This window comes from Myxococcales bacterium (assembly GCA_016703425.1).
Classification (GTDB): Bacteria; Myxococcota_A; Polyangia; order Polyangiales; family Polyangiaceae; genus JADJCA01.
On record JADJCA010000029.1, the window covers coordinates 670,159 to 694,367 of the forward strand.

At 67.5% G+C, this 24,209-nt stretch carries 17 protein-coding genes; 9 read left to right on the forward strand and 8 right to left on the reverse strand.

All coding sequences use genetic code 11. The features are described 5' to 3' along the window. Nucleotides 1–133: 133 nt before the first annotated feature. Nucleotides 134–1,306: a class I SAM-dependent methyltransferase gene (locus IPG50_36335; GenBank protein MBK6697614.1), complete on the reverse strand. Its 1,173-nt coding sequence runs from the start codon at nucleotides 1,304–1,306 to the stop codon at nucleotides 134–136. 401 nt (nucleotides 1,307–1,707) lie between these two features. Between IPG50_36335 and IPG50_36340 the strand changes: the two genes are divergently transcribed. The 3 genes from IPG50_36340 to IPG50_36350 all read left to right on the forward strand — a co-directional run bounded on the left by IPG50_36340 (nucleotide 1,708) and on the right by IPG50_36350 (nucleotide 8,769). Then, nucleotides 1,708–2,571, forward strand: a complete 864-nt coding sequence (locus IPG50_36340) for a hypothetical protein (protein MBK6697615.1) — start codon at nucleotides 1,708–1,710, stop codon at nucleotides 2,569–2,571. 18 nt (nucleotides 2,572–2,589) lie between these two features. Then, nucleotides 2,590–7,386 carry a protein kinase gene (locus tag IPG50_36345; protein ID MBK6697616.1) on the forward strand — a complete coding sequence of 1,599 codons (4,797 nt, stop codon included), beginning with the start codon at nucleotides 2,590–2,592 and terminating at the stop codon, nucleotides 7,384–7,386. 90 nt (nucleotides 7,387–7,476) lie between these two features. Then, complete coding sequence (locus IPG50_36350; protein MBK6697617.1) at nucleotides 7,477–8,769, forward strand: hypothetical protein; 1,293 nt, start codon at nucleotides 7,477–7,479, stop codon at nucleotides 8,767–8,769. Nucleotides 8,770–8,856: 87 nt separating this feature from the next. Here IPG50_36350 and IPG50_36355 read toward each other — a convergent pair whose 3' ends face one another. Together IPG50_36355 and IPG50_36360 are read right to left on the reverse strand one after the other, a co-directional pair. Beyond that, a complete protein-coding gene (locus IPG50_36355; protein ID MBK6697618.1) occupies nucleotides 8,857–10,161 on the reverse strand; it encodes a peptidylglycine alpha-amidating monooxygenase in 1,305 nt (434 codons plus the stop codon). Between the two features lie 324 nt (nucleotides 10,162–10,485). Then, complete coding sequence (locus IPG50_36360; GenBank protein MBK6697619.1) at nucleotides 10,486–11,385, reverse strand: LysR family transcriptional regulator; 900 nt, start codon at nucleotides 11,383–11,385, stop codon at nucleotides 10,486–10,488. 229 nt (nucleotides 11,386–11,614) lie between these two features. On the opposite strand from IPG50_36360, the gene IPG50_36365 reads away from it, so the two are divergent. After that, a complete protein-coding gene (locus IPG50_36365; GenBank protein ID MBK6697620.1) occupies nucleotides 11,615–12,595 on the forward strand; it encodes a transposase in 981 nt (326 codons plus the stop codon). Here the strand turns inward: IPG50_36365 and IPG50_36370 are convergent. Beyond that, the gene (locus IPG50_36370) at nucleotides 12,573–14,867 is read right to left on the reverse strand and encodes an NADP-dependent malic enzyme (protein MBK6697621.1); all 2,295 of its coding nucleotides are present in this window, start codon (nucleotides 14,865–14,867) and stop codon (nucleotides 12,573–12,575) included. The two genes, IPG50_36365 and IPG50_36370, sit on opposite strands and share 23 nt — an antisense overlap. 486 nt (nucleotides 14,868–15,353) lie before the next feature. Here IPG50_36370 and IPG50_36375 point away from each other — a divergent pair, with 486 nt between their 5' ends. Together IPG50_36375 and IPG50_36380 are read left to right on the forward strand one after the other, a co-directional pair. Then, the gene (locus IPG50_36375; GenBank protein ID MBK6697622.1) at nucleotides 15,354–16,217 is read left to right on the forward strand and encodes an alpha/beta hydrolase; all 864 of its coding nucleotides are present in this window, start codon (nucleotides 15,354–15,356) and stop codon (nucleotides 16,215–16,217) included. Beyond that, nucleotides 16,214–16,933: a carbon-nitrogen hydrolase family protein gene (locus IPG50_36380; protein MBK6697623.1), complete on the forward strand. Its 720-nt coding sequence runs from the start codon at nucleotides 16,214–16,216 to the stop codon at nucleotides 16,931–16,933. The genes IPG50_36375 and IPG50_36380 overlap by 4 nt, the downstream gene beginning before the upstream one ends. 19 nt (nucleotides 16,934–16,952) lie before the next feature. Here IPG50_36380 and IPG50_36385 read toward each other — a convergent pair whose 3' ends face one another. From IPG50_36385 to IPG50_36395, 3 genes are all read right to left on the reverse strand, one after another. Further along, nucleotides 16,953–18,077, reverse strand: a complete 1,125-nt coding sequence (locus tag IPG50_36385) for a hypothetical protein (protein MBK6697624.1) — start codon at nucleotides 18,075–18,077, stop codon at nucleotides 16,953–16,955. Nucleotides 18,078–18,231: 154 nt separating this feature from the next. Then, on the reverse strand, nucleotides 18,232–19,053 hold the full coding sequence (locus IPG50_36390) for an inositol monophosphatase (GenBank protein MBK6697625.1): 822 nt from the start codon (nucleotides 19,051–19,053) through the stop codon (nucleotides 18,232–18,234). After that, nucleotides 19,050–20,516, reverse strand: coding sequence for a UDP-N-acetylmuramate:L-alanyl-gamma-D-glutamyl-meso-diaminopimelate ligase (locus IPG50_36395; GenBank protein ID MBK6697626.1), 1,467 nt, complete (start codon nucleotides 20,514–20,516; stop codon nucleotides 19,050–19,052). The genes IPG50_36390 and IPG50_36395 overlap by 4 nt, the downstream gene beginning before the upstream one ends. A gap of 234 nt (nucleotides 20,517–20,750) precedes the next feature. Here IPG50_36395 and IPG50_36400 point away from each other — a divergent pair, with 234 nt between their 5' ends. Continuing rightward, complete coding sequence (locus IPG50_36400; GenBank protein ID MBK6697627.1) at nucleotides 20,751–21,629, forward strand: metallophosphoesterase; 879 nt, start codon at nucleotides 20,751–20,753, stop codon at nucleotides 21,627–21,629. A gap of 30 nt (nucleotides 21,630–21,659) precedes the next feature. On the opposite strand, the gene IPG50_36405 is transcribed toward IPG50_36400, so the two are convergent. After that, nucleotides 21,660–22,382: an NAD-dependent deacylase gene (locus IPG50_36405; protein ID MBK6697628.1), complete on the reverse strand. Its 723-nt coding sequence runs from the start codon at nucleotides 22,380–22,382 to the stop codon at nucleotides 21,660–21,662. Nucleotides 22,383–22,562: 180 nt separating this feature from the next. Between IPG50_36405 and IPG50_36410 the strand changes: the two genes are divergently transcribed. Further along, the gene (locus IPG50_36410; GenBank protein MBK6697629.1) at nucleotides 22,563–23,594 is read left to right on the forward strand and encodes an MBL fold metallo-hydrolase; all 1,032 of its coding nucleotides are present in this window, start codon (nucleotides 22,563–22,565) and stop codon (nucleotides 23,592–23,594) included. 255 nt (nucleotides 23,595–23,849) lie between these two features. Continuing rightward, nucleotides 23,850–24,191: a hypothetical protein gene (locus tag IPG50_36415; GenBank protein MBK6697630.1), complete on the forward strand. Its 342-nt coding sequence runs from the start codon at nucleotides 23,850–23,852 to the stop codon at nucleotides 24,189–24,191. Nucleotides 24,192–24,209 lie beyond the last annotated feature (18 nt).

Sequence of the window (24,209 nt, forward strand, 5' to 3'; positions counted from 1 at the left end):
ACTGCCGTGACGCCAGCGTGGGGCCATCAGGCGCTCGACCGAGCGCCTGATCGCCGCCGCCATCACAGACAACACAAAGCACTGCGGCCGCGTCCTTCGGGACACGGCCGCTGCGCCCTTCGGTGCGGGGAACTCAGGCCTCGGCGACGGGCTTCGTGCGCGTCTCCGGCGCGGCCGGCCCGTTCGCCTTCTCGCGGCGAGCGCGGGGCTCGGTCACGAGGGGACGCTCGTCGCCGGCGTGGGCGCGGCCGATGAAGCGATCGCGGTCGAACTTGTCGAGGTTCTTCGCGGCCACCACCTGGAAGCACGCGGCGTTGCCTTGGGTGCCGATGCGGACCGACCAGCCGAGGAAGAAGTTCCAAACGCGGAACCAGCGCTCGCCGTAGGTCTTCAAGACTTGCTCGCGGTTCTGGAGCCAGTTCTTGTGCCAGAGGTCGATGGTGTGGGCGTAGTGGATGGTGATGTTCTCGGCTGAGTGAATCTCGAAGCCGGCCTTCTCGAGGCCCTTGCATACGTCGCTCAAGGGGAGCGAGGCGTCGGCACCGGAGAAGATGTACTTGTTCATGAAGAGACCCCAGATGAGGTCTTCGGGGCGTAGGCCGATGACCGGCACCCCTTGGCCGCCGCCGCGCCGGAGGCCCGTCCACTGGAGGAGGAAGAGCCCGTTGTCGGAGAGCATGTCGTAGGCCTGATCGCAGAACTTCTGGAAGTTCTTGATGCCGACGTGCTCGACCATCTCCAGGCTGACGATCTTGTCGTAGGGGCGGCGCGGGATGTCGCGGTAGTCGAGGCAGAGGACGCGGGCGTGGTCGTCGACGCCCCAGGCCTTCATGCGCTCGTTGCCGAAGGCCGTCTGCTTCTCTGCGATGGTGATTCCCGTCGAGTCGGTGCCGTAATACTTGGCCGCGTACCGCGCGAGGGTGCCCCAGCCGCAGCCGATGTCGAGGAGCGACTCGCCTTTTTGGAGCATGAGCTTCCGGCAGACGAGGTCCATCTTGTTGTCCTGGACCTCTTCGAGCGTCTCCTTGCCGGGACCCTTCTCGAAGATGCCGCAGGTGTAGACCATGCGCTCGCCGAGAAACGCGCCGAAGAAGTCGTTGCCGCGGTCGTAGTGCTCACGAACGATGCGCTCGTCTTGCGCCTTCGAGTGGATGGCGACCTCGGGGATCATGCGCGTCACGAAGAACTTCACGTGATCGGCCGTGATGTCGTAGCTGACGAGGTCGCTGCGCGCGTCGAGGAACTCGTTCATCTCGACCTTGAGGTCGACGCGGCCGTCGAAGTAGGCCTCGAAGAGATCGGACATGGGGACCTTCGTCCGACCCCCCGCGTACTTCTCTGCCATCGCTTGGTCGTGGAAGGTCACGTAGTCCGAGATCGTCTTCATGTTGGCTTCCTCGCGCGTCCGCCCGCGGGACTTCCTTGGGCCGCGGCGAACTGAACATGGAACAGGTGCGCGCGCAAAGGTGGAGGCGCTCCGCGGAAGCCGGCGGATGAGGGTCGTTTGCGGTCGATGCCTCGGCGGCTCAGCGCCGTCCCGTCACGGGCTCGAGCAAAAAACGCCCTCGAGGTTGCGACGCAAATGATGGTCCTCAAAGGGGCGAAACCTGCGGCTTGCTTGCGACGAGATGGGCCCGCGCTAGCTGTACGGTGAGCGCCCCGGGGGGAAAATGCCCGGCGCGTGCGTAGTCACTTCCGACGCCCCCGATGAACCTCCCCCAAACGCCGCTCTTCCCAAGGAACGCGCTCGCCTTGCGCGCGGTCGTCGACGCGCTCGCGCTCGCGGCGCGGCAACGCTGGGAGCTCATCGACGGCAGCCCCGAGTCGGCGCGGGAGGTGGTCCTCCGCCAGCTCGAACGCACCGCGCCCCGCGACGTCGAGTGGGCGTCGTACGTTCCTGCCCTTCGGAGTGACGACTTCTTCCTCGCGAGCGCGGCAGCCAGCGGTGCGAGGCGGGCCACCGAAGCGCTCAGGCGAGAGCACGAGGGCACCGTCGTGCGCGCCCTCGGTGTCGTTCGCGTGGGAGGCGACGTGGCCGACGACGTCGCCGCGCGGATCTGGGAGAAGATGCTCTTCGGAATCGAGGGGCGCCCCGCCGGCATCGCCACCTATTCGGGCCGCGGCGCCCTCGGCGCGTGGCTCCACGTGAGCGTGATTCGAGAGGCGCACCTCGAGGGCAAGCAGCGGGCTCGTTATGTGTCCGACGACTCGCTCGAGTCGCAGTTCGGCGCCGGCGGCGACGCCGAGCTCGAGTACATGAAGGGACTCTACGCGGAGCGCTTTCGCGCCGCCTTCCGAAAGGCCCTCGCCGCGCTCCCGATTCGCCAGCGAAACCTCCTACGCTACACCTACGTCGACGGCCTCCCGGCGGACCGGCTGGGCGCCCTCTACGGAGTGCATCGTGTGAGCATCGCGCGCTGGCTGGCTGACGCCCGGGAGGCGCTCGCCAAAGAGACGCGCGGCATCCTGGCGCGCGAGTTGGGCCTCGCGGGCGGCGAGAGCGAGAGCGTGCTCCGGCTCATTCAGAGTCGCCTCGACGTGAGCCTCTCGGCACTCGCGCTCGAAGGCTGACGCGCGGACCTCTTTCCCATGGGTTGCCCGGCGGCCGACGTCCTCCTCGAGCTGGTGGAACGCCGCCTCGATGCGTCGGTCGCGAGGGGGCTCGAAGAGCACCTCGACGACTGCGACGTGTGCCGCTGCACCGTGGCGTCACTCTTGCGCGAGGGCGAAGGCGGCTCGCATAGCGAGAGTCGGCTGCTGCGCTCGAAGTCGAGCGCGGGGGCCCCACTTGGCTTGGCGACCCTGGCACCGCCCATTTCCGCTGGCGATGTCGTTGACCACTACGAGGTCGAGTCCCTCGTCGGCGGTGGCGGGATGGCCTATGTGTATCGTGCACGCGATACGTTTCTGGGCCGGCACGTCGCGCTCAAGGTGCTTCGCGAGCCGCTCGGCTCGGAACGGGCCCGAGCCGCGTTTCTCCACGAGGCGAAGACCACGGCTCGCTTCCAGCACCCGAACATCGTGACGGTGTTCGGCGCCGGCGAGACGCGCGGCTACGCCTACCTCGCCCTCGAATACGTCGACGGCATCACGCTTCGCACCAAGATGGCGCTGGAGCGCGTCCCGTGGCGCGAGGTCGTTGCCTTGTCGTGCGGCATCGTGAGCGCGCTCACCGAGGCCCACGGCGCCGGCGTCGTCCACTCGGACCTCAAGCCGAACAACGTGCTGCTCACCAAGGCCGGTCGCCTCCTCGTGGTGGACTTTGGCCTCGCGCGCACGTGTCGCCCCGGCGGCGGCGACATGAAGGAAGAGCCGCGAGGGACGCCGGCGTACATGGCGCCGGAGCAGTGGCAAGGTGACGCGGCGACGCCGGCGTCGGACGTTTGGGCGCTGGGCGTCATTCTCTTTGAACTCCTGACGGGCGAGCGGCCGTTCGCCGGCCCAACGACGGGCGACCTCCGCCGCGCCGTCCTTCATGGTGGGCCGCCGCCCGCGCTCACGCCGTCACCGCTCTTGCCTCGACGCCTCGGCAACGTGGTCTTGCGCTGCCTCGCCCGCGACGCCGCGGAGCGCCCGACCGCCGCAGATCTGCTTGGAGAGTTCGAGCGCCTCCTCGCGGCTGAGGAGGACGCGGAGACGGCGACGCCGTTTCCGGGGCTAAGGCCCTTCACGGCGCGCGACGCCCCGCTCTTCTTCGGTCGCGATGTGGAGGTCGCAGCGGCGCTGCAGCGCCTCGCGCGAGAGCCGCTCCTCTTGGTGTTGGGCGCCTCGGGGGCTGGCAAGAGCTCCCTCGTGCGCGCGGGACTCCTTCCGCGGCTCTCGGCGCGTCGCCCCCACTCGGTCGTGGAGATACTCCCGGGGCGTGAACCGCGCGCCGCGCTTCGTCGCGCGCTCGTGGAGATTGGTCTCGACGTGGCCGAGGATGCGCCGCTCACGGGCGCGACGCTTGCGGGCCATCTCAGCGCCTTGGCCCGCCGTGACGACAGGGACGTCGTCCTCTTCGTCGATCAACTCGAGGAGGCCTTCGGCGCCGATGTGCCGCGTGAAGAGGCCGACGGGTTCGCTCGCGCCGTCCTCGGTGCCGCGACTGTCGCCGGGGCACGCGTGCGGGTCGTAGCCTCGCTGCGAGAGGATTTTCTATCGCGCTTGGCTGCGTGCTCGCGGGAGCCCCTCTCGGGGCTCTTTGTCTTGGCAGCACCCGGCGAGCAGGCGCTCTTGGAGTCCTTGACGGGACCGATCGCTGCCCTCGGGTACCGATGGGAGCCACCGGGCTTGCCTCGTCAAATGGTCCAGGCCGTCGCCGGCGAAGTTGCCGCGCTGTCGCTCTTGCAGTTCGCCGCCGATCAGCTCTGGGAGTCTCGCGATCGAGAACGGTCGACGCTCGGCGAGCCGACCTACGAGCGCATCGGCGGCGTCGGTGGTGCGCTCACGCAGTACGCCGATGAGATCATGGTCGAGCTTGGCGAGGACGGGGCGAACGTCGCACGGCAGCTCTTCTTGCGGCTCCTTTCGAGTGAGGGCGCGCGTCGTATCGTGACCCGCGGTCGCGCGCTCGCAGGGTTGCCCGACGCCTCCCGCGTGCTCGAGCGGCTCGTCTCGGCGCGCCTCGTGGCGTTGCGTCTCGCCGACGGCGCCGAGCCTGAGATCGAGGTGGCTCACGAGTCGCTCGTGGCGTCGTGGCCTCGGCTGCGGCGGTGGCTTGATTCGGATCGCGAGGGGCACGCGATTCTCACCGACGCGGAAGCCGCCGCCGTCGCGTGGGAGCGTCGCGGCTCGCCCCAGGATTCCCTTTGGCGGGGGCGCGGGCTCGCGGAGGCGCAGCGCGCCGCGTCGTTGTCCGGCAGCGTTGCTCCCGTCGTGGCGCGATTTCTCGCCGCGGGCGAGGCCCTCGAGCGGCGCCACCACGAGCGCGCGCGCCGCTTGTGGATGCTCGCGGTCGCCGTGCTGTCGACGGCACTGCTCCTTGCCCTGCTGGGGGCCTCTGCCTTCCGCCGCGAGCGCCACCTCGCCGATGCGCGACGCGACGAGGCCATCGGCGAGCGTTTACGCGCGGAGCGGAATGAAGCCGACGCGCTTCGCGAAGCGGCCGGCGCCGCCTTTGAGCGGGGCGCCGTCGCCGACGCACGAAACAAGGTCCATGCGTCGCTAGGGCTCGCAGACGATCCGCGGACACGCACGCTCGCCCGTCGCGTCTTCGACCATCCGCTTGAGTGGTCAAGGAGCCTTCCCGGTCCAACGTTGTCGTCGGACGTGTCGCCGAGCGGCGCCGTGGTGGCGGCCGGCACGGGGCGGGATGTGCAACTGCTCGACGCGGCCACGGGAGCGCTGGGCAAGCGGCTCGTCGGTCACGACGACACGGTCGTGGTCGTTCGCTTCTCGCCGTCGGGCGATGAGCTCGTGACGGGCGCGATGGACGGACGACTGCTCGTGTGGAGGATGTCCGGTGAGCTCGTGGCCCGCCTCGCTGAAGGTGGTGAGGGATTCTACGCCGCGGCCTACGCGCGACGTGGCGGCGTCGTCGCCGGCGCCGGTCGCGGGGGCGGCATCCACGTCTTCGACGCGGCCACGAAGCGCAGCGTCGCGGTCCTTCGCGGCAGCGCCGCCACGGTCAACGCGCTCGCGCTCGCCGCCGACGGTCGACGCTTATGGTCGGGCGACAACGACGGAATGGTGCGCGAGTGGAGCCTTCCGCAAGGCGACCTCGCGCGCGTGCTCTACAAGGGACGCGCGGGCATCCAGAGCCTCGCGTTGTCAGAGAACGAGAGCGCGCTCGCCTCGGGCGACGCGGTTGGAACGGTCCGCACGTTCGACATTGCCACCGGGGCGGTGCGTGATGAGGCGGCGACGCATCGCTCCATTGTGCACGCCCTCGCCTTTGACCCGGGCGATGGTCGCCTTGTGAGCGGCGGCCACGATCACGCGCTTCGCTTTTGGTCCACGGAAGGAGGAGAGACGAGCAAGGACCAACACGCCGCCGTATGGGACGTGCGCTTCGGTGGACCAAGGCGCCTCGTCGCCACGACGGGCGATCGCGTCGTGCGGTCCTGGAATCTGGCCCGTGCGTTCGAGGCGGACGCGCCGGGGCACGGCAGCTTCGTGGACGCGGTCGCCGTCAGCCCCGACGGCCGCGCCGTCGCGTCCGGCGGAAACGACCGCACGGTGCGCCTATGGGACGCGGCGACGGGGAGGCAAGAGCGCGTCCTTGTGGGGCACGGCGCGCGCGTGTGGGACGTGCGCTTCAGCGACGACGGTCGCCTCCTCGCGTCGACGAGCGAAGATCAGACGGTGCGGATCTGGGATGTTCGCGCTGGCACCGAGCGGGCCGTCTTGAACGCCAACGGAGGGACCGTCTACAGCGTCGTCTTTGGGGGGACCGATCGCGTCGCGACCATGAGCAAGGACGGGCAAGTCAGGCTTTGGGCCCTCCAAACCAGCGCCCTCATCGGCGCCTTCTCGACGGGCGATTCCAGCGGCGCCGTGCGCTTCATGCCGAACGGAAGGGATCTCGTTACGGCGGGCCTCGGAGGTGTGCGCGTTTGGGCGCCGAGCGGGAGGCTTTTGACTCACCATCGAGCGGACGGCGCGACGCGAGGGCTTGCCGTCGGCCCCCGCGGTGAGATCGCCACCGTGCTCGCCAACGGTGACGTTCGCGTCTTTGCCGATGAGGCGATGAATCCCGCCGGGTCGACCGCGCGCACCTTCGGGCGCCTCCCGGGACGACTCGACGAGCTCGTGTTTTCAGGCGATGGCGCGGAGCTCTTGGCGACGTCGCCCGACGGCATGCTCACCCGCGTGGTTCTCGCGAGCGGTGAGGTCACGCGGTTTCGGGCTCACCCGAGCGGCGTCTCGGCGGTCGCCACCGACGCCTCGGGCGCGTTCATCGTGACGGGGGGAGAAGACGGAACGGTGCGCGCTTTCTCACGTGACGGGCGCGCCCGCTGGGGCCGCGGCCCCGCGGCTCTGTTGCACGCGATGACGGTGCCGGCGAGCGCGACGGAGCCGTCGTGGGAGGCGACCGCGACCACCCTCGGCGCCGTGGTCTTCACGTCGGCGAAGGGGGAGTCCTTTGAGGTTGCACCGACTGCGCCGGCGAGCTCGGTGACGGCCCTCGCCACGGCTGGTCCCCTCGTCGTTTTGGGCCACGAGAGTGGCGAGGTTCGCGTGTGGCATCGCGCCGCCGGTCTCCTTGACGCCCGGCGCATGCACGGTCCCGTCATTGAGCTCGCGGTGCGGGGTCAGCGCCTCGAGGGTCGCTCAGAGCTTGGCTCGCACTTGGAGGTCGATCTCTCATGGTCCTTCATGGAGCGATGCGCTTTGCTTCGCGACCTCGCCCGCCGCGGCGTCGAAAGAGCCCTCCCATCGCGCTGCCAGCCCTCGTTGCCCTGAGCGACGATTTTTCGTTACACGAGCCGGTGTCGCTCCTCTCTGTGTTGCGGGCGCCCTCTCGGTGCCTCGCGCCTTGGAAAGGGCCGGCCCATGCGTCGTTCGTACTTTGCCTCGTGTTTCATCGCGTCCGGACTCGCGCTTTTCGCGGGTTGCTCCTCGGTGCCGGAAGAGGACGAGCTCGGCAGCACCGTTGAGTCGGAGCTTCAGACGCCCTGCGAGCTCGGGAACTCCTGCCCTCAAGCCTTCAAGGTGCTCAGCGCCAAGTCGGAGTCGAGCGTCTCGCGAAATGATGTGCGGGATGACGTCACCGTCGCTTGGCAAGGCGAGTCTGAGTTTCCCGCCGCGCTCTTCTCCGGCGCGACGTCGCGGAAGCTCCGCTATTCGGGTGAGGGCCGCGTCGTCCTTACGGGGAACGCGCAAGGCACGGCGCCGATTCGCATCGACGACTTCCTGCTCGTCGAGGTGCTCGCGGAGAACGGCGCCGTGTTGACGACGGCGGTTCTCAACCCGACGGCGCCGGTCGCTGTCGATGGCGTGCCGCCCAGCGCGCTCGCGCCGATGCCCGCCTGGGGTGGGAACGGTCAGGGCTGGAGTTACGCCGAGGTCGACATCTCGTCGATCCTTCCCAAAAACCAGACGTTCCGCCTTCGCCTCGGCGCCTACGACGTGGTCTCGGTGGCGCTCGTTACGGACGTCTACCTGCGAACCACCGCGGCGGCGGCGCCGCCACCACCACCACCACCGCCGCCGGTCGCGGACCCTTTCGACCCTGCGAGCTGCCAGGGGCCGCAATGGACCGCGGCGGAGGCGCTCACGAAGTTTGCGCCGGCGACCGTCAAAACGAAGCTGACCGACGCACTGACGGTCGTGGCAAGGACGCGTTCATGCGGCAACGCGACGGGGTGCACCGCTTGGGCGTCGACGAACGCCATTGCCTATCGTCATCGCAGTCAAAGCGATCTCTACGGGCATCTCGACTCGATGGCATCCTTCGCTGTTCCTCCCGACGACGCGTACGTCGGCATGTTCCTCAGGCAAGGCAACAAGGACTCGGACCGCATTCGCCTTCGCACCAGTTTTCGCACGGGAACGCTGGGCGTCGACATTGAGCTCCCGTTCAACGCAACGAAGGGCGCCTACGGGGCCGACGTCGGAAAGTGCACCGCCGTGCCGTGCTTCAACGGCGGCCTCCGCGTGCCCGACTACGGCGACAGCCTGCAGCTCTCGGGCGGGAACTACAGCGGCAAGAAGGGCAGCGGCGGGCTTTCGGGGCCGCACGTCATCACCAAAGATTGCATGCGGCTTACGGGCCGCACGCAGGTCGAGTGGACGAACAAGCTTGGTCGCAACGAAAACGAGTACGTGGTTCTCGCGCGCTACTGACGGCGGCCGTCGGCTCGGCGGCGACGGGCTACCGGTCGTGCGGCGGACGCGCGGGGCACCGCTCGCAGCGGTCGGCACACCGAGCGATCACTCGTCGACGCACGTCGTCGCCTTCGCGGGAACGTCCCACGACCAGTCGGGCGCGGTGCGTCGCGGGTAATAGAGCGTGAACGAGTAGCACATCTCGTCGAGCGTCTTTTCGCCATAGCTGACGGCTTCCGTTCCGCCGTTGACCCATTCGCAGCGCGTCTCGATCTTGTCGCCCGTCTGCGTGACCGCCGCGATGGGTGACCATTCCTGGTTCTGGAAGTTCCAGGGCGATCGGGTGCCAAGGTCGATGGCTTGCGTGCCGCGACGCAGCGTCGTCGAGATGCTCGTTCCCAGCTGGTGCTGGTGAGGCATGGCAGAAAAGAGGGTCAAGCCGGCGTAGTCGGCCGGGACCTCGACGGTGCATCGCTTGGCGGTCTTCGTGCGCGGCGGAAGTGAGAAAGCTTCGGTGCCGAAGGCCATGACGTCGGCCTCGTGCTCGCGCGGTGCGCCGGTGCACGTGGAGAAGCCGCTCGCGTCGGTCTGGTTCGGGAGGCCCGCGAGGTTGTTGTAGTGGATCTGAACGACGTAGTGGGCGGTGCCCTCTTCGGGGAAGCCTACGTTGGGCGGGAGGTCGAGGGCTTTTCCGCCAGGGGCCCAGGCGAAGAGCAGGCGCATCTTGCCCGCCGGCGCGACGGTCGTGGGCGTCGGTGAGACAGGCGCGTCCACCTGCAAGAGCAGGATGTGGTGAACGATATTTGTATTCTGCACCACAGGTGCAATGGCGGTGATGTGGCGCTTCGCGCCGACGTTCACGCTAACGCCGTAGTAGGCGTAGAGGTCAGTCACGCCGGCCGGCATGCTGAAGGGCGTGCCCGGCGAAAGCGTCGCGCCCGGCGTCGGGCACGAGAGCGTCGGCACCAGGTTCGGCGCCGGCGGGGGCGTCGTTGAACCTTGGGTGCAGGTGCCCTCGCCGCGCGGCGCTCCACGGACGATCCATCCATCGAGGGTCGCGGTCTCGTCGGGATTGAGGCGCGCGTTGGGCGCCTGCGGCATGGGGCGCGCGTCATCGTGAATGCGTTGTTTGACGAGCTCGTAGACGGACCGCTCAGGCGCGCTCTTCGACGGTGCTCGGAGATCGTCGAAGGTCACAAGGGGCATCGGCGCGCCGAAGGCGGGCTTCGCACCGTGGCAGGAGCGGCACCGCTCGGCTAGCACCTTGTCGACGTCGCACGGAAGGGGCGATGCGGCGGCGGGGGCAACGCCGCCGTCGATGGGGTTCGTTGGCGTGAGAGCGTCGGAATAACAGGCCGCAAGGCCCCCGAAGAGGCAAAGGGCAAGGGCGCCGCTGCTCGCTCGCTGCATGATGATCGGCACTCCCGTTCGCCCTCAGGCCGCGCGACGCAAACACGCGAGGCGGCTCGCATGGTTGTAGCCCAGACCACCCCTGTCGCCGGAAAAAGAAAGAAGCGCTCGCTCTCGCTTGCAGGCGACCGACATTGACCTGGCCCCGAGCCTAGGCGCTATCCACCAACCAAACGCGGTGGACGCCTGCCTAGGGTCAATGTCGGACGCCACGCCGATGGGAACGTGGAAGGGGTCAATGTCGGAGAGGGGCAATGTTGTCGGAGAGGGGCAATGTCGGACGCCGCACGCCGGTCGCTGTGCGCCGCAAGGACTCGGGTCGACCTAGGGCACCGCATCGATGAGGACGGCTCGCGTCGCGGTCAGCACCTTCTTGCAGAAACTCGACGGCATCGCGTCGCTTACGAACAATTGCACCGGCGTCGTCGATGCCCAGCCGCGCACATCGATTTCCTCGAGCAAGCCCGCACGAAGCAGGTGGCGCGCTGCGAGGGTAGGGCCGAAGACAACTTGGTCGCCGTGGGCGGCAAGCTCGGCGGCTACGGGAAATGTCTGCACCTCGTCCCCGAGGAGCCGGTCCTCCACGGGCAGCGGGCACCCGTCGGTGGTGGGGCGCACCACGAGCGGATCGGTACGGAGGGGTTGGACGAACGTGAGTTGGCGAATCCGGCTCTCCACGACCGGCATGCGCCCCAGCTTGGCCACCAGTTCGGGCGATCCAAACAGACCATTTCTGACTTCCCCAACCGTTTCGCCAATCCACCCTGCTGGTGCACGGTCTTCCCCTGGCAAGAGAGCCACGTCGAAGCGCCGCTCGCCGAGCTCGCCGCGAATCTCCGCAGGGCTGGCCGTGCGGATGCGATACCGCGCGTCGCGCACGCGCGCGATCAGCATCGGCACCACGGATTCAACGAGAAAGGAAGGGGCCACGATCGTGACCGTGAGACGTCCCTCCTGGGCTTCGGTGGCCGTGAGCGCCCGGAGCTCGAAAGCGACGGCTTGAATGCGAGGGAGGAGGCGCTTGCCGTCCTCCGTCAGAGCGATGCCACGCGCCGACCTTGCGACAAGGGTCTTCCCTATGCGCTGCTCCAGACGCGCAAGGCTCTTGCTCACCTGCGAGACCGTTACCTGAAGTTGTCGCGCCGCCGCGGAAACGCTGCCGCTCGACGCGATATGCAGAAATGTTTGGAGGTCGCCCAAGCGCAATCCGAACGGCTCCGACATTGACGGCAGCGTACGCGTTTGGGGCGCTCGCGTTGAATCGTTTGGAGGGCGACCGACATTGAGGCGCGCTCGTTGAGGCATGCTCGGTGTCCGGCGGCCGGCCCAGTATGGCCATGGACAGTCGCGAGGTTCTCCAAGGCGTGAAGATCTCACGCGTGGGCGCCGGCGCAGTTCCTGCGATGCGCGCCTCATGACGCAGCCCCGACGCATACTGCCAGGTCGTTCGTGGATGATCACCCGTCGCGCTACGCGCCGCCACTTTCTGTTTCGTCCCGATGAGGACGGAACGAGCCAACGCCTCTATTGGTATGCCACGGCCGTCGTGGCCGAGAAGTTTGGGATCGAACTCCACGCGGTCCAGGTCCTGTCGACCCACATTCACGAGGTACTCACGGATACGCGCGGCGAGCTGCCCGCCTTTCTCCGCGAGCGAAACCGCCTGCTCGCAAACGCGCTCAAGCAACATCGCGGGTGGCCCGAGGAGGTGTTTCAGCGTGCCCCAGCCAACTATGTTGAGCTCCTGGGGGTCGATGCGCTGCTCAAGCAAATCGGTTACACGCTCGCGAATTGCGTAGAGGCAGGCCTGGTCAAGCATCCGGGCAAGTGGCCCGGGGTCACAGTCTCGGCGGACGACATCGGTCTCCACGTTGTCGAAGTGGAACGCCCAAGAGTCTACTTCGACCCGAAGAATCGCAAATGGCCCGCGCGAGCACGCTTGCCGATCACGATGCCTCGTGAGCTCAAGGAAGCCTACGCGGAGCGCGCCCCCGCGGTCCTGCGGGCGGCAGTCGACGCGGCCATTGCTCGCGCGCGCTCACTCGCACGCGAGGCCGGGTACACGGTCGGCGCCGTCGCGCAGCTGCTCTCTGTCCCCTTCTCGGAGCGCGCAACGAGCGCCGAACCCACTGGGCAAAGCGAACCGACCTTCGCCACGGGGGGAAATCGAAGCCGGGCGGAGGAAGCGTGGAGGGAACTCAGCGCCTTCCGCGAACTCTATCGGAAAGCGCTAGCCGCCCTAAGGGCGGGGCAACGCTACGCGTTTCCGCGCGGTACCTGGCGCTGGTGCAAGGAGTTGCTCCCTCCATCGCCGCTTGAACAGCCGAGCGCGCCAACCGACGCCTCGCAGCGAAGCTCAAGCTCCGTCGCCGCCGCCGCGCTTGGCTGCCTGCCCACACCGACGGTCCTCCTCACGGCAGGAACGACTGGCTAATGGGCGGCGCGTCGGCGCGTGCGTGCCTTACGCAGCTGGCGGCCGTGATAGCGGCCATCGTCACGATGGAATCGACGCTCGAGTTCTGCTGAAGAACGGTGACGGGCTTGCGCATGCCGAGCAGGATCGGGCCGATGGCTTCGGCGCCGCCGAACGACGCCAGCAGCTTGTACGCGATGTTGCCCGCGGAGAGGTTCGGGAAGATCAAGACGTTCGCCGCGCCCTCGAGCTGAGAGAACGACCAGTCCTCGCGCAGATGCGGCTGGAGCGCTACATCGGCCTGCATCTCGCCATCGATCATCAAGTCCGGTCGACGGCCCTTGACGAGGGCCGCCGCGCGCGCGCCAGTCGACGGTTCGCGCCCTGCTGCACTGCCGAAATTTCCGTACGAGAGCACCGCGATGCGCGGCTCGATGCCCATGTCGCGCACGGCGTCGGCGGACTGAATCGCGATTTCCGCGAGCGTCTCAGCGTCGGGTTCGACGTTCACGGTTGCGTCGCCACAAAAGAGGACGTTCGATCCCTTGAGCAGCATGTACATGCCGCTAGCCCGACGGTAGCCGGGGGCGAGGCCGACGATGCGAAGCGCAGGCCGAATGGTGTCCGGATAGCTCGATGTGAGCCCCGAAACGCAGCCGTCCGCATCGCCCCGGTGAACCATCAACATTCCAAACACGCGCCGCTCGCGACTGACGGCTTTTTGGGCGTCGTAGCGCGTGAGCCCCTTGCGCCGTCGGAGCTCCCAATACGTGTCCACGTAGTCTTCGAGGACCGGAGACTTGTGAGGAAGAACAATCTCAATGCCGGAGAGGTCGACATCGAGTTCGCGGGCGCGCTCTTGGATGACCTCCGGGTTGCCCAACAAGATTGGTCGACCGATGAGGTCGTCGAGGACGATGGTCGCCGCGCGGATGATCTTCTCGTGCTCGCCCTCTGGAAAGACGAGACGCGGAGGCGCGCTCCGCGCGATGGCGACGATACGCTGCAGCGTCCCCCGATGCGGAGACAGGCGCGTCGTGAGGAGGTCCTTGTACGCCCCGATATCGACTGGCTGCCGCGCCACGCCCGTCGCGATGGCTGCCGCGGCCACGGCCGGCGACACCCACGAAAGGACGCGTTCATCGAACGGCTTTGGGATGATGTAGTTGCGACCGAAGCGAAGGGACTTCAGGCCATACGCCTCCATCACGCGGTCGGGCACACCCTCTCGAGCGAGGGCCGCGAGGGCGCGCACCGCGGCGAGCTTCATCTCTTCGTTGATCGTTGTGGCTCCGACGTCGAGGGCTCCCCGAAATACGTAGGGATAACCAAGGACGTTGTTGACCTGGTTCGGGTAGTCGCTGCGGCCGGTGGCGAGAATGGCGTCGGGCCGCGCCGCGCGCGCCGCTTCGTAGGCGATCTCCGGGTCCGGGTTTGCGAGCGCGAAGATGATGGGGTTGGGGTTCATGGTCGTCAGCATTTCTGACGTGACGATGTTGCCCGTTGAGAGTCCCACCAGGACGTCGCGGCCGCGAATCACGTCCGCGAGCGAGCGGAGCGGTTCGTTCGTCGCGAACGCTCCCTTGTAGGGGTCCATCTCCTCGGTGCGCCCGACAGTGACGACGCCGACCTTGTCGAACATCACGATGTTTTCGCGCCTCGCCCCAAGCGAGACGAGGAGCTCCATGCAACGAACGGCGGCCGCACCGGCGCCAAGCCAGGCCACCTTTACGTCGGAAAGGCTCTTCCGAACCAACTCGCATGCATTCAGGAGGCCCGCCCCGACAATGATGGCCGTGCCATGTTGGTCGTCGTGGAAAACAGGGATCCGCATGCGTCGGCGGAGTTCTTCCTCGATGGCGAAGCAGTCTGGTGCGCGAATGTCCTCGAGGTTGATGGCCCCGAATGTCGGTTCGAGGCGGACGACCGTTTCAATGAACTTGGCAGGGTCCGTCTCCGCAACTTCGATGTCGAAGACGTCAATGTCGGCGAAGCGTTTGAAGAGCATCGCCTTGCCCTCCATCACCGGCTTCGCCGCGTAGGGACCGATATTCCCAAGCCCCAGCACCGCCGTACCGTTGGTGATCACGCCAACGAGGTTCTTTCGTGCCGTGTACACATCCACGAGATGCGGCTGTTCAGCGATGGCTCGACATGGCTCCGCGACGCCCGGTGAGTACGCCAGCGAGAGATCGCGTTGCGTGGCAGAGGGCTTCGTAGGGACGACTTCGATTTTTCCAGGGCGACCTTGCGCGTGGTAATCGAGCGCGTCTTGTTTCCGGACCGAGCTCATGTGCGCAGCCTTACCGCAACTGGCGGTCGGCGGCTTGCTCCGACATTGGCCAAGGCTAGGAACCCTGCGGCTCAGCCCGCGCCTTGCTCGCTTGGGGGCGTCGACTCGCGCGTCGCTTCGGGTGCGGGGCCCCACTCAACCTCGATGCTGCCGGCACCGAGGAGGCTCGCGTATCGTGCCTCCGGTTGCCGGACTTCTTCGGATCGGAAGCCGGGGTGGTCCATACCGTCCCGTAATGCAGCGCGCGTGCCGCCCGGCTCCGTCAGCATTTCAACTCGTTAGCGGGCGCCGCCGGCAACATCTTGCCCGTTGGGCACTCGCGCGCGTTGCCATGTAGGCAGCTGTGGCCAGTTGCCATGCTGTTCATTCCGCTCCTCGCCGCCCCATCGGCGTGCTCTGATCCGGCGCTTCGCGATTTCGGTGGCGGCCCGCCCGGGCGCGCCGAGCGCATCCGATCCACGCTGAAAAAGGGCGGCTTGGCACAAGATGGAAACTTCGATCGCGAAGCTCCAAGTGATGGGGAAGTCGTTCACCTACGAAGCCGCAGGGCGCGGGGACGTGGTCCTCTTCATTCATGGCTCCGGCTTTTCGGGGGCCATGTGGATGCCCTTCGCCCGAGCCCTCGAGGCGCGCGTCCGCTCGGTCATGGTCGATCTCCTTGGTTACGGTCGCTCTCAGGCCGTCCGCCACGGCGAGGTCGTCGACGACTCTTTCGATCTCGCTCTGCTCAAGCAAGTCATTGAACGCGAGTCGTCCGGTGCGCCGGTGCACCTCGTCGGCCATTCCTACGGTGCCGTTCTCGCAGCCAAGCTAGCGCTCCAGGATAGGGCCCTTGTTCGGTCACTCGCGCTCGTGGAGCCCGCGCTCTTTGGCCCGCTCCGCGCCGAACGCCCCGCGGATTGCGTGGGGGAACTCGAGTCGCTCTTCGGCGATGGGAAGATGCTCGATCCGGCCTTCGGCGCCACGGAGGCGTGGGCCGCGCGCCTCTACGACTACTGGACTGGCAAGGGCGCCTTCGCGCTGCTGACGCCGCGGCAAAAGGAGCTTCAGCTGGAGGGCTCCCAGAAGGCGTTCTGCGAGGTTCGGGAGGCCGCCCTCGATGTGCAACCCTTCGCGCGCTACTCGGCCCTGCCGAAGCCACTCCTGCTTGTTGGCGGCGAACGCAGCACCGCTTGCGCGAGTCGCATCATGAGCCGCCTCGGTCACGTGAGCGGAGCCGTCGTCCATGTTGTGCCGGCCGCGACACACTTTCTCCCGATTACCCATGGCCCTGAGCTCCTCGAGATGCTGATCCGCATGTGGCTCATCCCAGAAAGCCAGGTCACCAAAGCGCACGTCGGCGCCGTGTGATCGACGTCGCCATCGTCCAGCTGGCGGCGTCTTTTGGGAACGTTGCTGGGCGGCTCGCCCGCACCCGGGAGCTCTTGGCCGGGCCCCGCTCCGACATTGCCGTCTTGCCGGAGGCGGCGCTTACCGGCTACGTCTCCGCCCGAGGAGACTTCGACCTGACTCCCTTTGCCGAGTCTTTGAACGGCACGACCGCGACGTCGCTCGCATCGCTTGCCGCGGACAAGCGCATTTTCCTCGTAGCGCCTTTAGTCGAGCGGGATGGCGCGCGTTGCTACAACACGACCCTCGTCTTCAACCGACTCGGGGACCTCGTGGTTCGCTACCGCAAGCGTCACCCGTGGTACCCGGAGAGGTGGGCGTCTCCGGGCGAAGGCGCTCACCCCATCTTCGAGCTGGAGGGGCGCCGGATCGCGCTCGCGACCTGTTTCGACGTGCACTTCCTCGCGAAGGAGGCATCTGGTGTGCTTGCCGAGGCGGACGCGCTCATTTTTCCTTCCGCCTGGGTGGAAGACTCTGACGGCGACGATGAGGACACTCGAACGCCGCTCCTCCAGGATCTTGCGCGGCGCTTTTCCGTCGATGTGATCGCCGCAAACTGGGCACGTGGCGACGTCTCCGTCCGAGGGCAGGGGCGCTCCGGCGCGATCCTCCGCGACGGTACCGTGGCAGTGAAGGCGGGGCTAGACGAGCAACGCGTCGACGCCAGCCTCCCTTGAAATTCAAGTCGGTCTTGCGTCAGCCGCCGGAAGTTCCGCCCGTGCCCGCACCGCTCGGAAGCATGCCATGCGACGCGTACCCGAAGAGCGAATCCACCTGGCTTGCGGGAATCGGCGACGGGTGCTCGCCACCCCAAGGGTTCTGCAGGATGAGCATCATTTCGCCGGTTGACGGATCGGAAAGGCTCCCGACGACGGAGTATGCGTGGGAGCCTACGAGGCCGAAGTCGGCGAGGCCGGGGGCGTCGGGCCTCGTGCCGACGACAAGAACGTCTACGCCGTCAGGCGTGTAGCCAAGTGCGGCGCTCGCCTCGAGCGGTTGAGCGAAGAGACCCAAGTCATTCATCGCCTCATAAGGCCGTCCGCCGTTTGCGATGCTGTCGTAGGCGCCCATGCTGTCGAAAGGTCCGTGCATCGTTCCGATCGCGCGTTCGAGGATCGCCAATGTCGGATCGCCCGACGCGCCGCTGCCATACGGGCCGTTCGGGTCCATGGCCACGAGGACTGTTGTTGGTTGGCCGTCCGCCCCGAAGAGCGTGACGTGATAGGCGCCGTCGCCTTGCGGCGTGACCAATGAATTCAAGTAGGCCATGCCCTCCGGCGTGTGGGCGATGGTGTTGAGCGTCGAGACCACGAAGCAGTCGCCGATCTGCCCTTGGTTAAGCAGGGCAGGGCTCGCGAGATCTTGATGGTGCTGCAGAAGGTCGACCTGGATCGCGAACTGCTCCTCCGCGGATAGTTCGCGGGGCTCAACGTCGGTCGCGTCGATCTCGATCGGAGTCTCGTCGTATTCCGCGGGTGGCAGCATCGCCTCGATGGCTGCGTCTGCGTCGTAGGGGTCGCCTGTTGCGATGTCGTAACGAAAGCCGTCGGGCGCACCCATGTCCCCGCCGGACTGGCTCATCGTGTCGCCTCCGACATTGAGCTCCCCGTTGAGCTCCCCGCTTCCGAAGTCGCCCCCAAAGTCGCCATACGAGCCGCCCTCATCGGTGGGGTAGCCGCTTGAGTCGAACTCGTTGCCGAGTCCGCCGGCGACGTCGCGAAGCGTGTCGAGATCGAGCTCCGCGAAGGCTGCGGCGCCGGTGGGGACCGGAACCGCGAAGTGCTGAACGAGGCCCGCGAGGGACCCAAAATGGCGGCGCATGAAGGTGCACTACGCACATAGGGTGCCAAGGCTAGCGAGGAGGGCTAGCTCCCCAATGTGCCAATGGTTTCGTATGCATCGTTGCTGCGGCACGGCGCTGGAGCGAACCCGTCAGGCCCAATCCGGCCGGATTGTCCCGTTCGGTACAGGTCGCTCAGGCGAGTTCGGCGACGAGCGCGCCATGAATGGCACCGTTGCTCGCCACGATCTCGCCCGAAAGGACACTCGTCTCGCCGCCGCCAAAGGCGGTCACGCGACCACCGGCCGCTCGGACCAATGCGGCGCCTCCCGCCACATCCCACGGCCCCAAGTGGCGCTCCCAATACCCGTCGTAGGTGCCGTCAGCTACCAGACAAAGGTCGAGCGCGGCGGAACCGCATCGACGCACGGCTTGGCAGCGCCGCTTGATTCGCGCGAAGGCCTCGAAGTTCGCGTCGGCGAGTCTCCGATCGTAGGGAAAGCCGGTTGCGAGGAGCGCGTTCTCGAAGCGCTCAACCTCGCTCACGCGGCAATCGACGCCATTGCGAAATGCGCCCACACCAAGCGCGCCCGTCCACTCCACGTGCAGCGACGGCGCTACAACGGCACCGAGGATTGGCACCGCGCCCCGCTCCACGAGCCCAATGGATACGCAGTAGAACGGGTGACCGTGGACGAAGTTCGTCGTTCCGTCGATGGGGTCGACGTAGAAGGCCAGGTCGCCGCCAATGTCGGAGCCGTGCTCTTCGCCCACGGGGCCGCCAATGTCGGAGCCGTGCTCTTCGCCCACGACGAAGAGCCCCGTTCGTTCGTGGAGCCGCTCGCGGAGCAGCGTCTCGCTTCGCCGATCGAACTCCGTCACCAAGTTCGTGTACTCGCCTTTGGTCTCGGCGCGCGGTCTCGCGCGGTAGCCGCCGAGAACGAGGGTCGCCGCCTCACGGGCGATGGGCAACACGATGTCGAGCAGCTCGCGTCGTTCTGTTGCGCCGAGGCTCACGAGGCGTTCTCACCGAGGGCCGCGAGGACCCGGGTGTGGAGTCCCGCAAATGCACCGTTCGATAAGATCGCGACGACGTCGCCCCGTTTGGCGCTCGCGCCGACGAGCGTCACGATCTCGTCAGTGCTGCCGGCCGCCGTCGCATGCGAGCCAATCTCTCGCGCGAGCCTCGCGACGTCGAGGCGCTCGGCTTCCGGGATGCCCTTCCGGCCCAGCGGGGCAAGAATGACGCGGTCCGCGGCACGGAACGCAGGCACGTACGCCTCCTGATGGATCGAGCGGCACGCCGTCGCACTTCGAGGCTCGAAGATCGCCACGAGCGCCCCGCCCGTGTGTTTCGACCGCAGCGCGTTCAAGGTCTCGAAGACCGCCGTGGGGTGGTGCGCGAAGTCGTCGTAAACGAAGACACCGCCGGGCGTCCCGAGGAGGTCCTGCCGGCGTGCTACCCCCGCGAACGAGCCGAGAGCCGCCCGCGCCTTCTGGAGGTCCACGCCAAAGCCCATCGTCGTCGCCGCCACGCACGCCACGGCGTTGCGAATGTTATGAACACCCGGCACCTTGAGCGAGAAGCGGCCCGCGTAGCTGCCCGCGCCGAAGAGGTCGAACGGTTGGATTCCGTCCTGCGGCGCAACAGGCGCGGCGGTCCAGGTTGGCGTGATCCCGCCGGTGTCGTCGCCTTCAAGTGCGTAATAGGCGACCTCTGCCCGTGCCTCGCGAACGAGCGCCGCCGCGACCTTCTGGCTGGCGTCGCACACCAAGAGGCCCCTCTCGGGAACGCGGCCAACGAGGTCGCGGAACGCGGCCTCGTAGCTCTGCGCATCGGCGTAGATGTCGATGTGGTCGTGCTCGACGCCCGTCACGATGACAACGTCGCTGTCGGAGGCGCCCACATAGTCGAGAAACTTCGCCTTCTTGTGCCAATACACCGCGTCGTATTCGTCGCCTTCGACGACGAACGGCGTCTTCGTCGCTAGGGCGCCCGTCGCATGGGCCGTGAGACGTCGCTTTCGCGAGCCGACGGCCGCGCCCGACGGCAAGTTCTTCGGCAAGCCGCCGATGAACCATCCCGGCTCGAGCTCTGCGCTCTGCAACACGTGTGCGCACATCGCGCTGGTCGTTGTCTTGCCGTGCGTGCCGGCAACCACCAGTGCCTTGCGGCCCTCGAGGAACAACTCGCGCAACGCCTGCGACATGCTCGACCGCCTCAGCCCTCGCGCCTCCGCGCAGGCCGCCTCCGCGTTTTCCCGTCGGATTGCGTTGCCCACGATGACGAGATCAGGGGCCGGTTCGAGGTGCGCCACCTCCCATCCGTGCAGGCATTCGATGCCGGCCGCTTCGAGGGCCGGACCGATAGGCGGGTCAAAGGCAACGTCGGAGCCCGTCACGCGGTGGCCCTCTTGCTTGAGCAACATCGCGAGGGCACCCATGCCGGTGCCCGAGACGCCTACGAGGTGAACGTGCATCGCGCCGCATTATGGCAAGCATCCTGGGCTCCAGTCTGGTGAATCTTCACGCACTTAGCCGCTCTCTTGGCCAATGTCGGTCGGCGCTGGCGCTGGGCGAGCGCCCCCGCCCCCGCCAATGTCGGTCGGCTCAGGGGCGCCGCGCTGGCGCCAATGTCGGTCGTCACCATGTCGCTACGCGGGCGTGGCGGCGTGGCCACTGCGGGTCAGTATCAAGATCGCAGAGGGACCGTGATGAGCTCGACTTCTGGCCGTGCGCAGCGCATCGCGCACCTCTCCGATGTGCACCTCCTAGACGATCAGCGCCGCTTCGACCTTCGGTGTCGCTTCGTCAGCGTCGCCCGGCCACTTGATGCGGCCCTGCGCGTAAAGAAGCTCCTCCTCGCGCTCCGGGCTGCGCTCCGCGCCGGTGTGGACCACGTGATCATCTCCGGCGACCTGACGGAGATGGGCACCGACAAGGAGTTCGAGCGGTTCGCCGAGGTCTTGCACGACGCCCACGTCGATCCCGACGCGGTCACGCTCGTGCCTGGCAATCACGACGCGTACACGGCGCCCGACGGGTGGCGTCGCGCTCTCCAAGGACCACTCGCCGCCTTCGCGCGTGGCAGCGCAGAGACGAGCGGCAAGGTCGTCGAGCGGCGCGGTTTTCTGCTGCTGCCGCTCGACGTCACCCGACACCAGTCGGTCGCTCGCTCCGGCGGTGAGCTGACCGAGCAAGCCGCACACGGCGTCGAGTCCCGCCTCAAAGACGCGGCGCTTGCCGACCGCCCCGTCGTCGTTGTGCAGCATCACCCGCCCTTCGGCAATCCGCGCAGCCCGTGGCACTTCATCGATGGCCTAACCGGGTACGCACGCATGCTCAAGCTCATGATCACGCACCCGCGCGTTCACGTCCTCCACGGTCACGCGCACCGGACAACCGATCGCGTCGTGCCGCCGGTCGCACCGACCGGCCACGTCCTCGCCCACGGCGTTCGCGCACCGAGCCCGTGGCGACAGCCCCGCGTCTTCGGTGCGCCGGCCGTCGTCGAGGATTCGGAGGGCACGCCGCGGGTTCGCCTCTACGAGGTGCGCGATGGCTGCGTCCACGCGGCGGGCCTCGCCGCGTAGCGCGCCGCCCGCCGCCGCTGCTAGGGCCGGTCACGCAAACAACGTCGGCACAACGTCGCCAGCCTTGCCGAGCCTTATCTCATCGAACGACGACGCGTTGTCGGGGCGTTCGGGCCCCACATAGACCTTCGTCGCACGACCGAGTTGCTTCGCGCGCGCGACGAAGCCCGCCGCAGGGTAGACGGCGCCCGAGCTGCCGATGGTGACGAAGAAGTCGGCGGCGTCGAGCTCGCGCGCAATGCGGTCAAGGCCGAAAGGCATCTCGCCAAACCAGACGATATGCGGGCGAATCGCCGCCCCGCAGGCGCGGCAGCTCGCGTGGTCGCGCGCCGTTCGGTACAAGGCATGATCGTCGAAGGCCGGCAGCGCGCAGGTCTCGCTCTCGCAGCGCGACTTGTAGAGCTCACCGTGCATGTGATGCACGCGACGCGATCCCGCGGCCTCGTGAAGCGGGTCTACGTTTTGCGTGCACAGGAACATCCGCTCGCCGAGCCGCGCCTCCAGTTCCGCGAGGGCGCGATGCGCTGCGTTGGGGCGACACGCCTCGGCTTGCGCGCGCCGATCGGAATAGAAGCGCCAGACGAGCTCCCGATCTCTCGCCCAAGCCTCCGGCGACGCCACGTCTTCAAAGCGAAAGCGCTCCCACGTTCCACCGGCGTCGCGAAACGTCGCGATGCCGCTCTCGGCGCTGATGCCGGCTCCTGTGAGCACGAAGAGGCGGGCCGTGGGGGACAGTTCGAGCGGCGCGGCCATCGCTCCGATGCTCGCACGAACAGGGTCGGCCGCCACGCTCATCCCGTTGACGGGCTCCGCGAGGGGGCCTACCTCGAGGGGATGTCTCCTGGAAACGCCGTGAGCGCTGCAACCTCGTTCGCGGAGTCGCAGGCGGCCTCCGCGCCCAGCCTTGCGCGTGGATTAGCGACCGCCCCATCCTTGGCGCTCGCGCTCCTCTTGGCGGGCTGCACCCACGCGCCGCGGCATGTCGCAGCGCCGCACGCGCATTTCGACGGGGAGCGTTTCAAGAACCTCGCGCCCGGCGAATCGCGGAACCTCTGGGATGTCTTGGAATGGCAGCTGGGCCCCGGCGAAGCCACGCCGTGGCCCGAATGGGTCGAAGCGCGCACGTTCCCGCCGCCACCCATGGCCGTGGATGATGGCGTGCGCGTCACGTTCGTGAACCACGCCACGTTGCTCGTCCAGTTCGGCGGCACCAACATCCTCACCGACCCTGTTTGGTCGGAGCGCGTCGGACCGACCTCCTGGCTCGGGCCCGCTCGCCACCAGCGGCCCGGTGTCGCCTTCGACGCACTGCCCAGGATTCACGCCGTCGTTCTCAGCCACAACCACTACGATCACTTCGACGAACCGACGCTCCGCCGCCTCGTCGAGCGCGACATGCCGCTTCTCATAGGGGGGCTCGGTACTGGCAAGCTACTCGAGGCGTTGGAGCTCGGACAGGCTCGCGCGCAGGACCTCGATTGGTGGCAGTCGCGCAACGTCCGAGGCGTCGAGATCACCTTTGCGCCGGCTCAGCACACTTCGATGCGGACGTTGTCCGATCGCGACCACACGCTGTGGGGCAGCTTCTTCATGAAGTCGACGAGCCGCTCGGGCCATTCCCAAAGCGTCTACTTCGCCGGTGACACGGCCATGGGCCCGCACTTTCGCATGGTGCGGGAACGCTTGGGCGCGCCGACGGTGGCGCTCTTGCCCATCGGAGCGTATCGACCACGTTGGTTCATGAGGGTCGTTCACATCGATCCCTTCGAGGCGGTCGTGGCCCACCGCGAGCTTGGCGCCCAAAAGAGCGTGGGCATGCATTGGGGCACCTTCGATCAAGCCGACGAAGGAATGGATGAGCCGCCTCTTGATCTCGCGCGCGCGTGCGCGGCGGCGCGGCTCGAGCCGCGCGCCTTTGTCGCGCTCGAGCACGGCGATCACGTCTACCTTCCGAGCTCGCGCTAACGCCCGCGTCGCTCCTCCAGGTGGTGGCTCCCCGTGAGGGGTCGCCCCATCGCCCTCGGGATCACGTGCCACGCCGTTGACTCTCGGTCGCCGAGCCGACGGCCTTTCGACGCCCGTCACGGCGTTGACGCTCGCGCCGGCCGGCCCGTGTTCCGCTCCGGCCCGCTTTTTCCGCGGACTTTGGGCCTCCCGCGAAAATATTTCTCAAGATTTTTTCTTTCGGCCGACGGCAGGGAACTTGCTCAACCCCTCCGCATGTCGACCGTTCCGAGGGACATGACCCGTGCAGCATCCGCCGCTTACGTCGACACCCGCCCGCGGCACTCGGAGCCGCCGCGCCGCATGGCGCTGGTGCCGCCAGCCTTCGAGTCGGGTGAACACCTCATGGGTCTCCGCGCCGCGAATGTGCCGCTCGTACTCCCCGAATACGGCTGGGTCGGCGCAAACAGCAGCTGCCCGCCGGCCGTCATGTCCGGCATTCGCGACCTCGGCGAGACGCAGTCCGCGACGCAGCCGTCTCCCGCGCTTGTTCGCCGCGCCTGCGCGACGACGGTTCCGCCCCCCTCCGACGGTTCCCTCATCTGCGTGCGCCAGTGATGTGCTAACGAAGCCTCG

Bases quoted from the DNA above. Each gene is read 5' to 3' on its own strand.
- IPG50_36335 (MBK6697614.1), bottom strand. From the start codon at position 1,306: ATGTCCGATCTCTTCGAGGCCTACTTCGACGGCCGCGTCGACCTCAAG.
- IPG50_36340 (MBK6697615.1), top strand. From the start codon at position 1,708: ATGAACCTCCCCCAAACGCCGCTCTTCCCAAGGAACGCGCTCGCCTTG.
- IPG50_36345 (MBK6697616.1), top strand. From the start codon at position 2,590: ATGGGTTGCCCGGCGGCCGACGTCCTCCTCGAGCTGGTGGAACGCCGC.
- IPG50_36350 (MBK6697617.1), top strand. From the start codon at position 7,477: ATGCGTCGTTCGTACTTTGCCTCGTGTTTCATCGCGTCCGGACTCGCG.
- IPG50_36355 (MBK6697618.1), bottom strand. From the start codon at position 10,161: ATGCAGCGAGCGAGCAGCGGCGCCCTTGCCCTTTGCCTCTTCGGGGGC.
- IPG50_36360 (MBK6697619.1), bottom strand. From the start codon at position 11,385: ATGTCGGAGCCGTTCGGATTGCGCTTGGGCGACCTCCAAACATTTCTG.
- IPG50_36365 (MBK6697620.1), top strand. From the start codon at position 11,615: ATGATCACCCGTCGCGCTACGCGCCGCCACTTTCTGTTTCGTCCCGAT.
- IPG50_36370 (MBK6697621.1), bottom strand. From the start codon at position 14,867: ATGAGCTCGGTCCGGAAACAAGACGCGCTCGATTACCACGCGCAAGGT.
- IPG50_36375 (MBK6697622.1), top strand. From the start codon at position 15,354: ATGGAAACTTCGATCGCGAAGCTCCAAGTGATGGGGAAGTCGTTCACC.
- IPG50_36385 (MBK6697624.1), bottom strand. From the start codon at position 18,077: ATGCGCCGCCATTTTGGGTCCCTCGCGGGCCTCGTTCAGCACTTCGCG.
- IPG50_36395 (MBK6697626.1), bottom strand. From the start codon at position 20,516: ATGCACGTTCACCTCGTAGGCGTCTCGGGCACCGGCATGGGTGCCCTC.
- IPG50_36400 (MBK6697627.1), top strand. From the start codon at position 20,751: ATGAGCTCGACTTCTGGCCGTGCGCAGCGCATCGCGCACCTCTCCGAT.
- IPG50_36405 (MBK6697628.1), bottom strand. From the start codon at position 22,382: ATGGCCGCGCCGCTCGAACTGTCCCCCACGGCCCGCCTCTTCGTGCTC.
- IPG50_36415 (MBK6697630.1), top strand. From the start codon at position 23,850: ATGTCGACCGTTCCGAGGGACATGACCCGTGCAGCATCCGCCGCTTAC.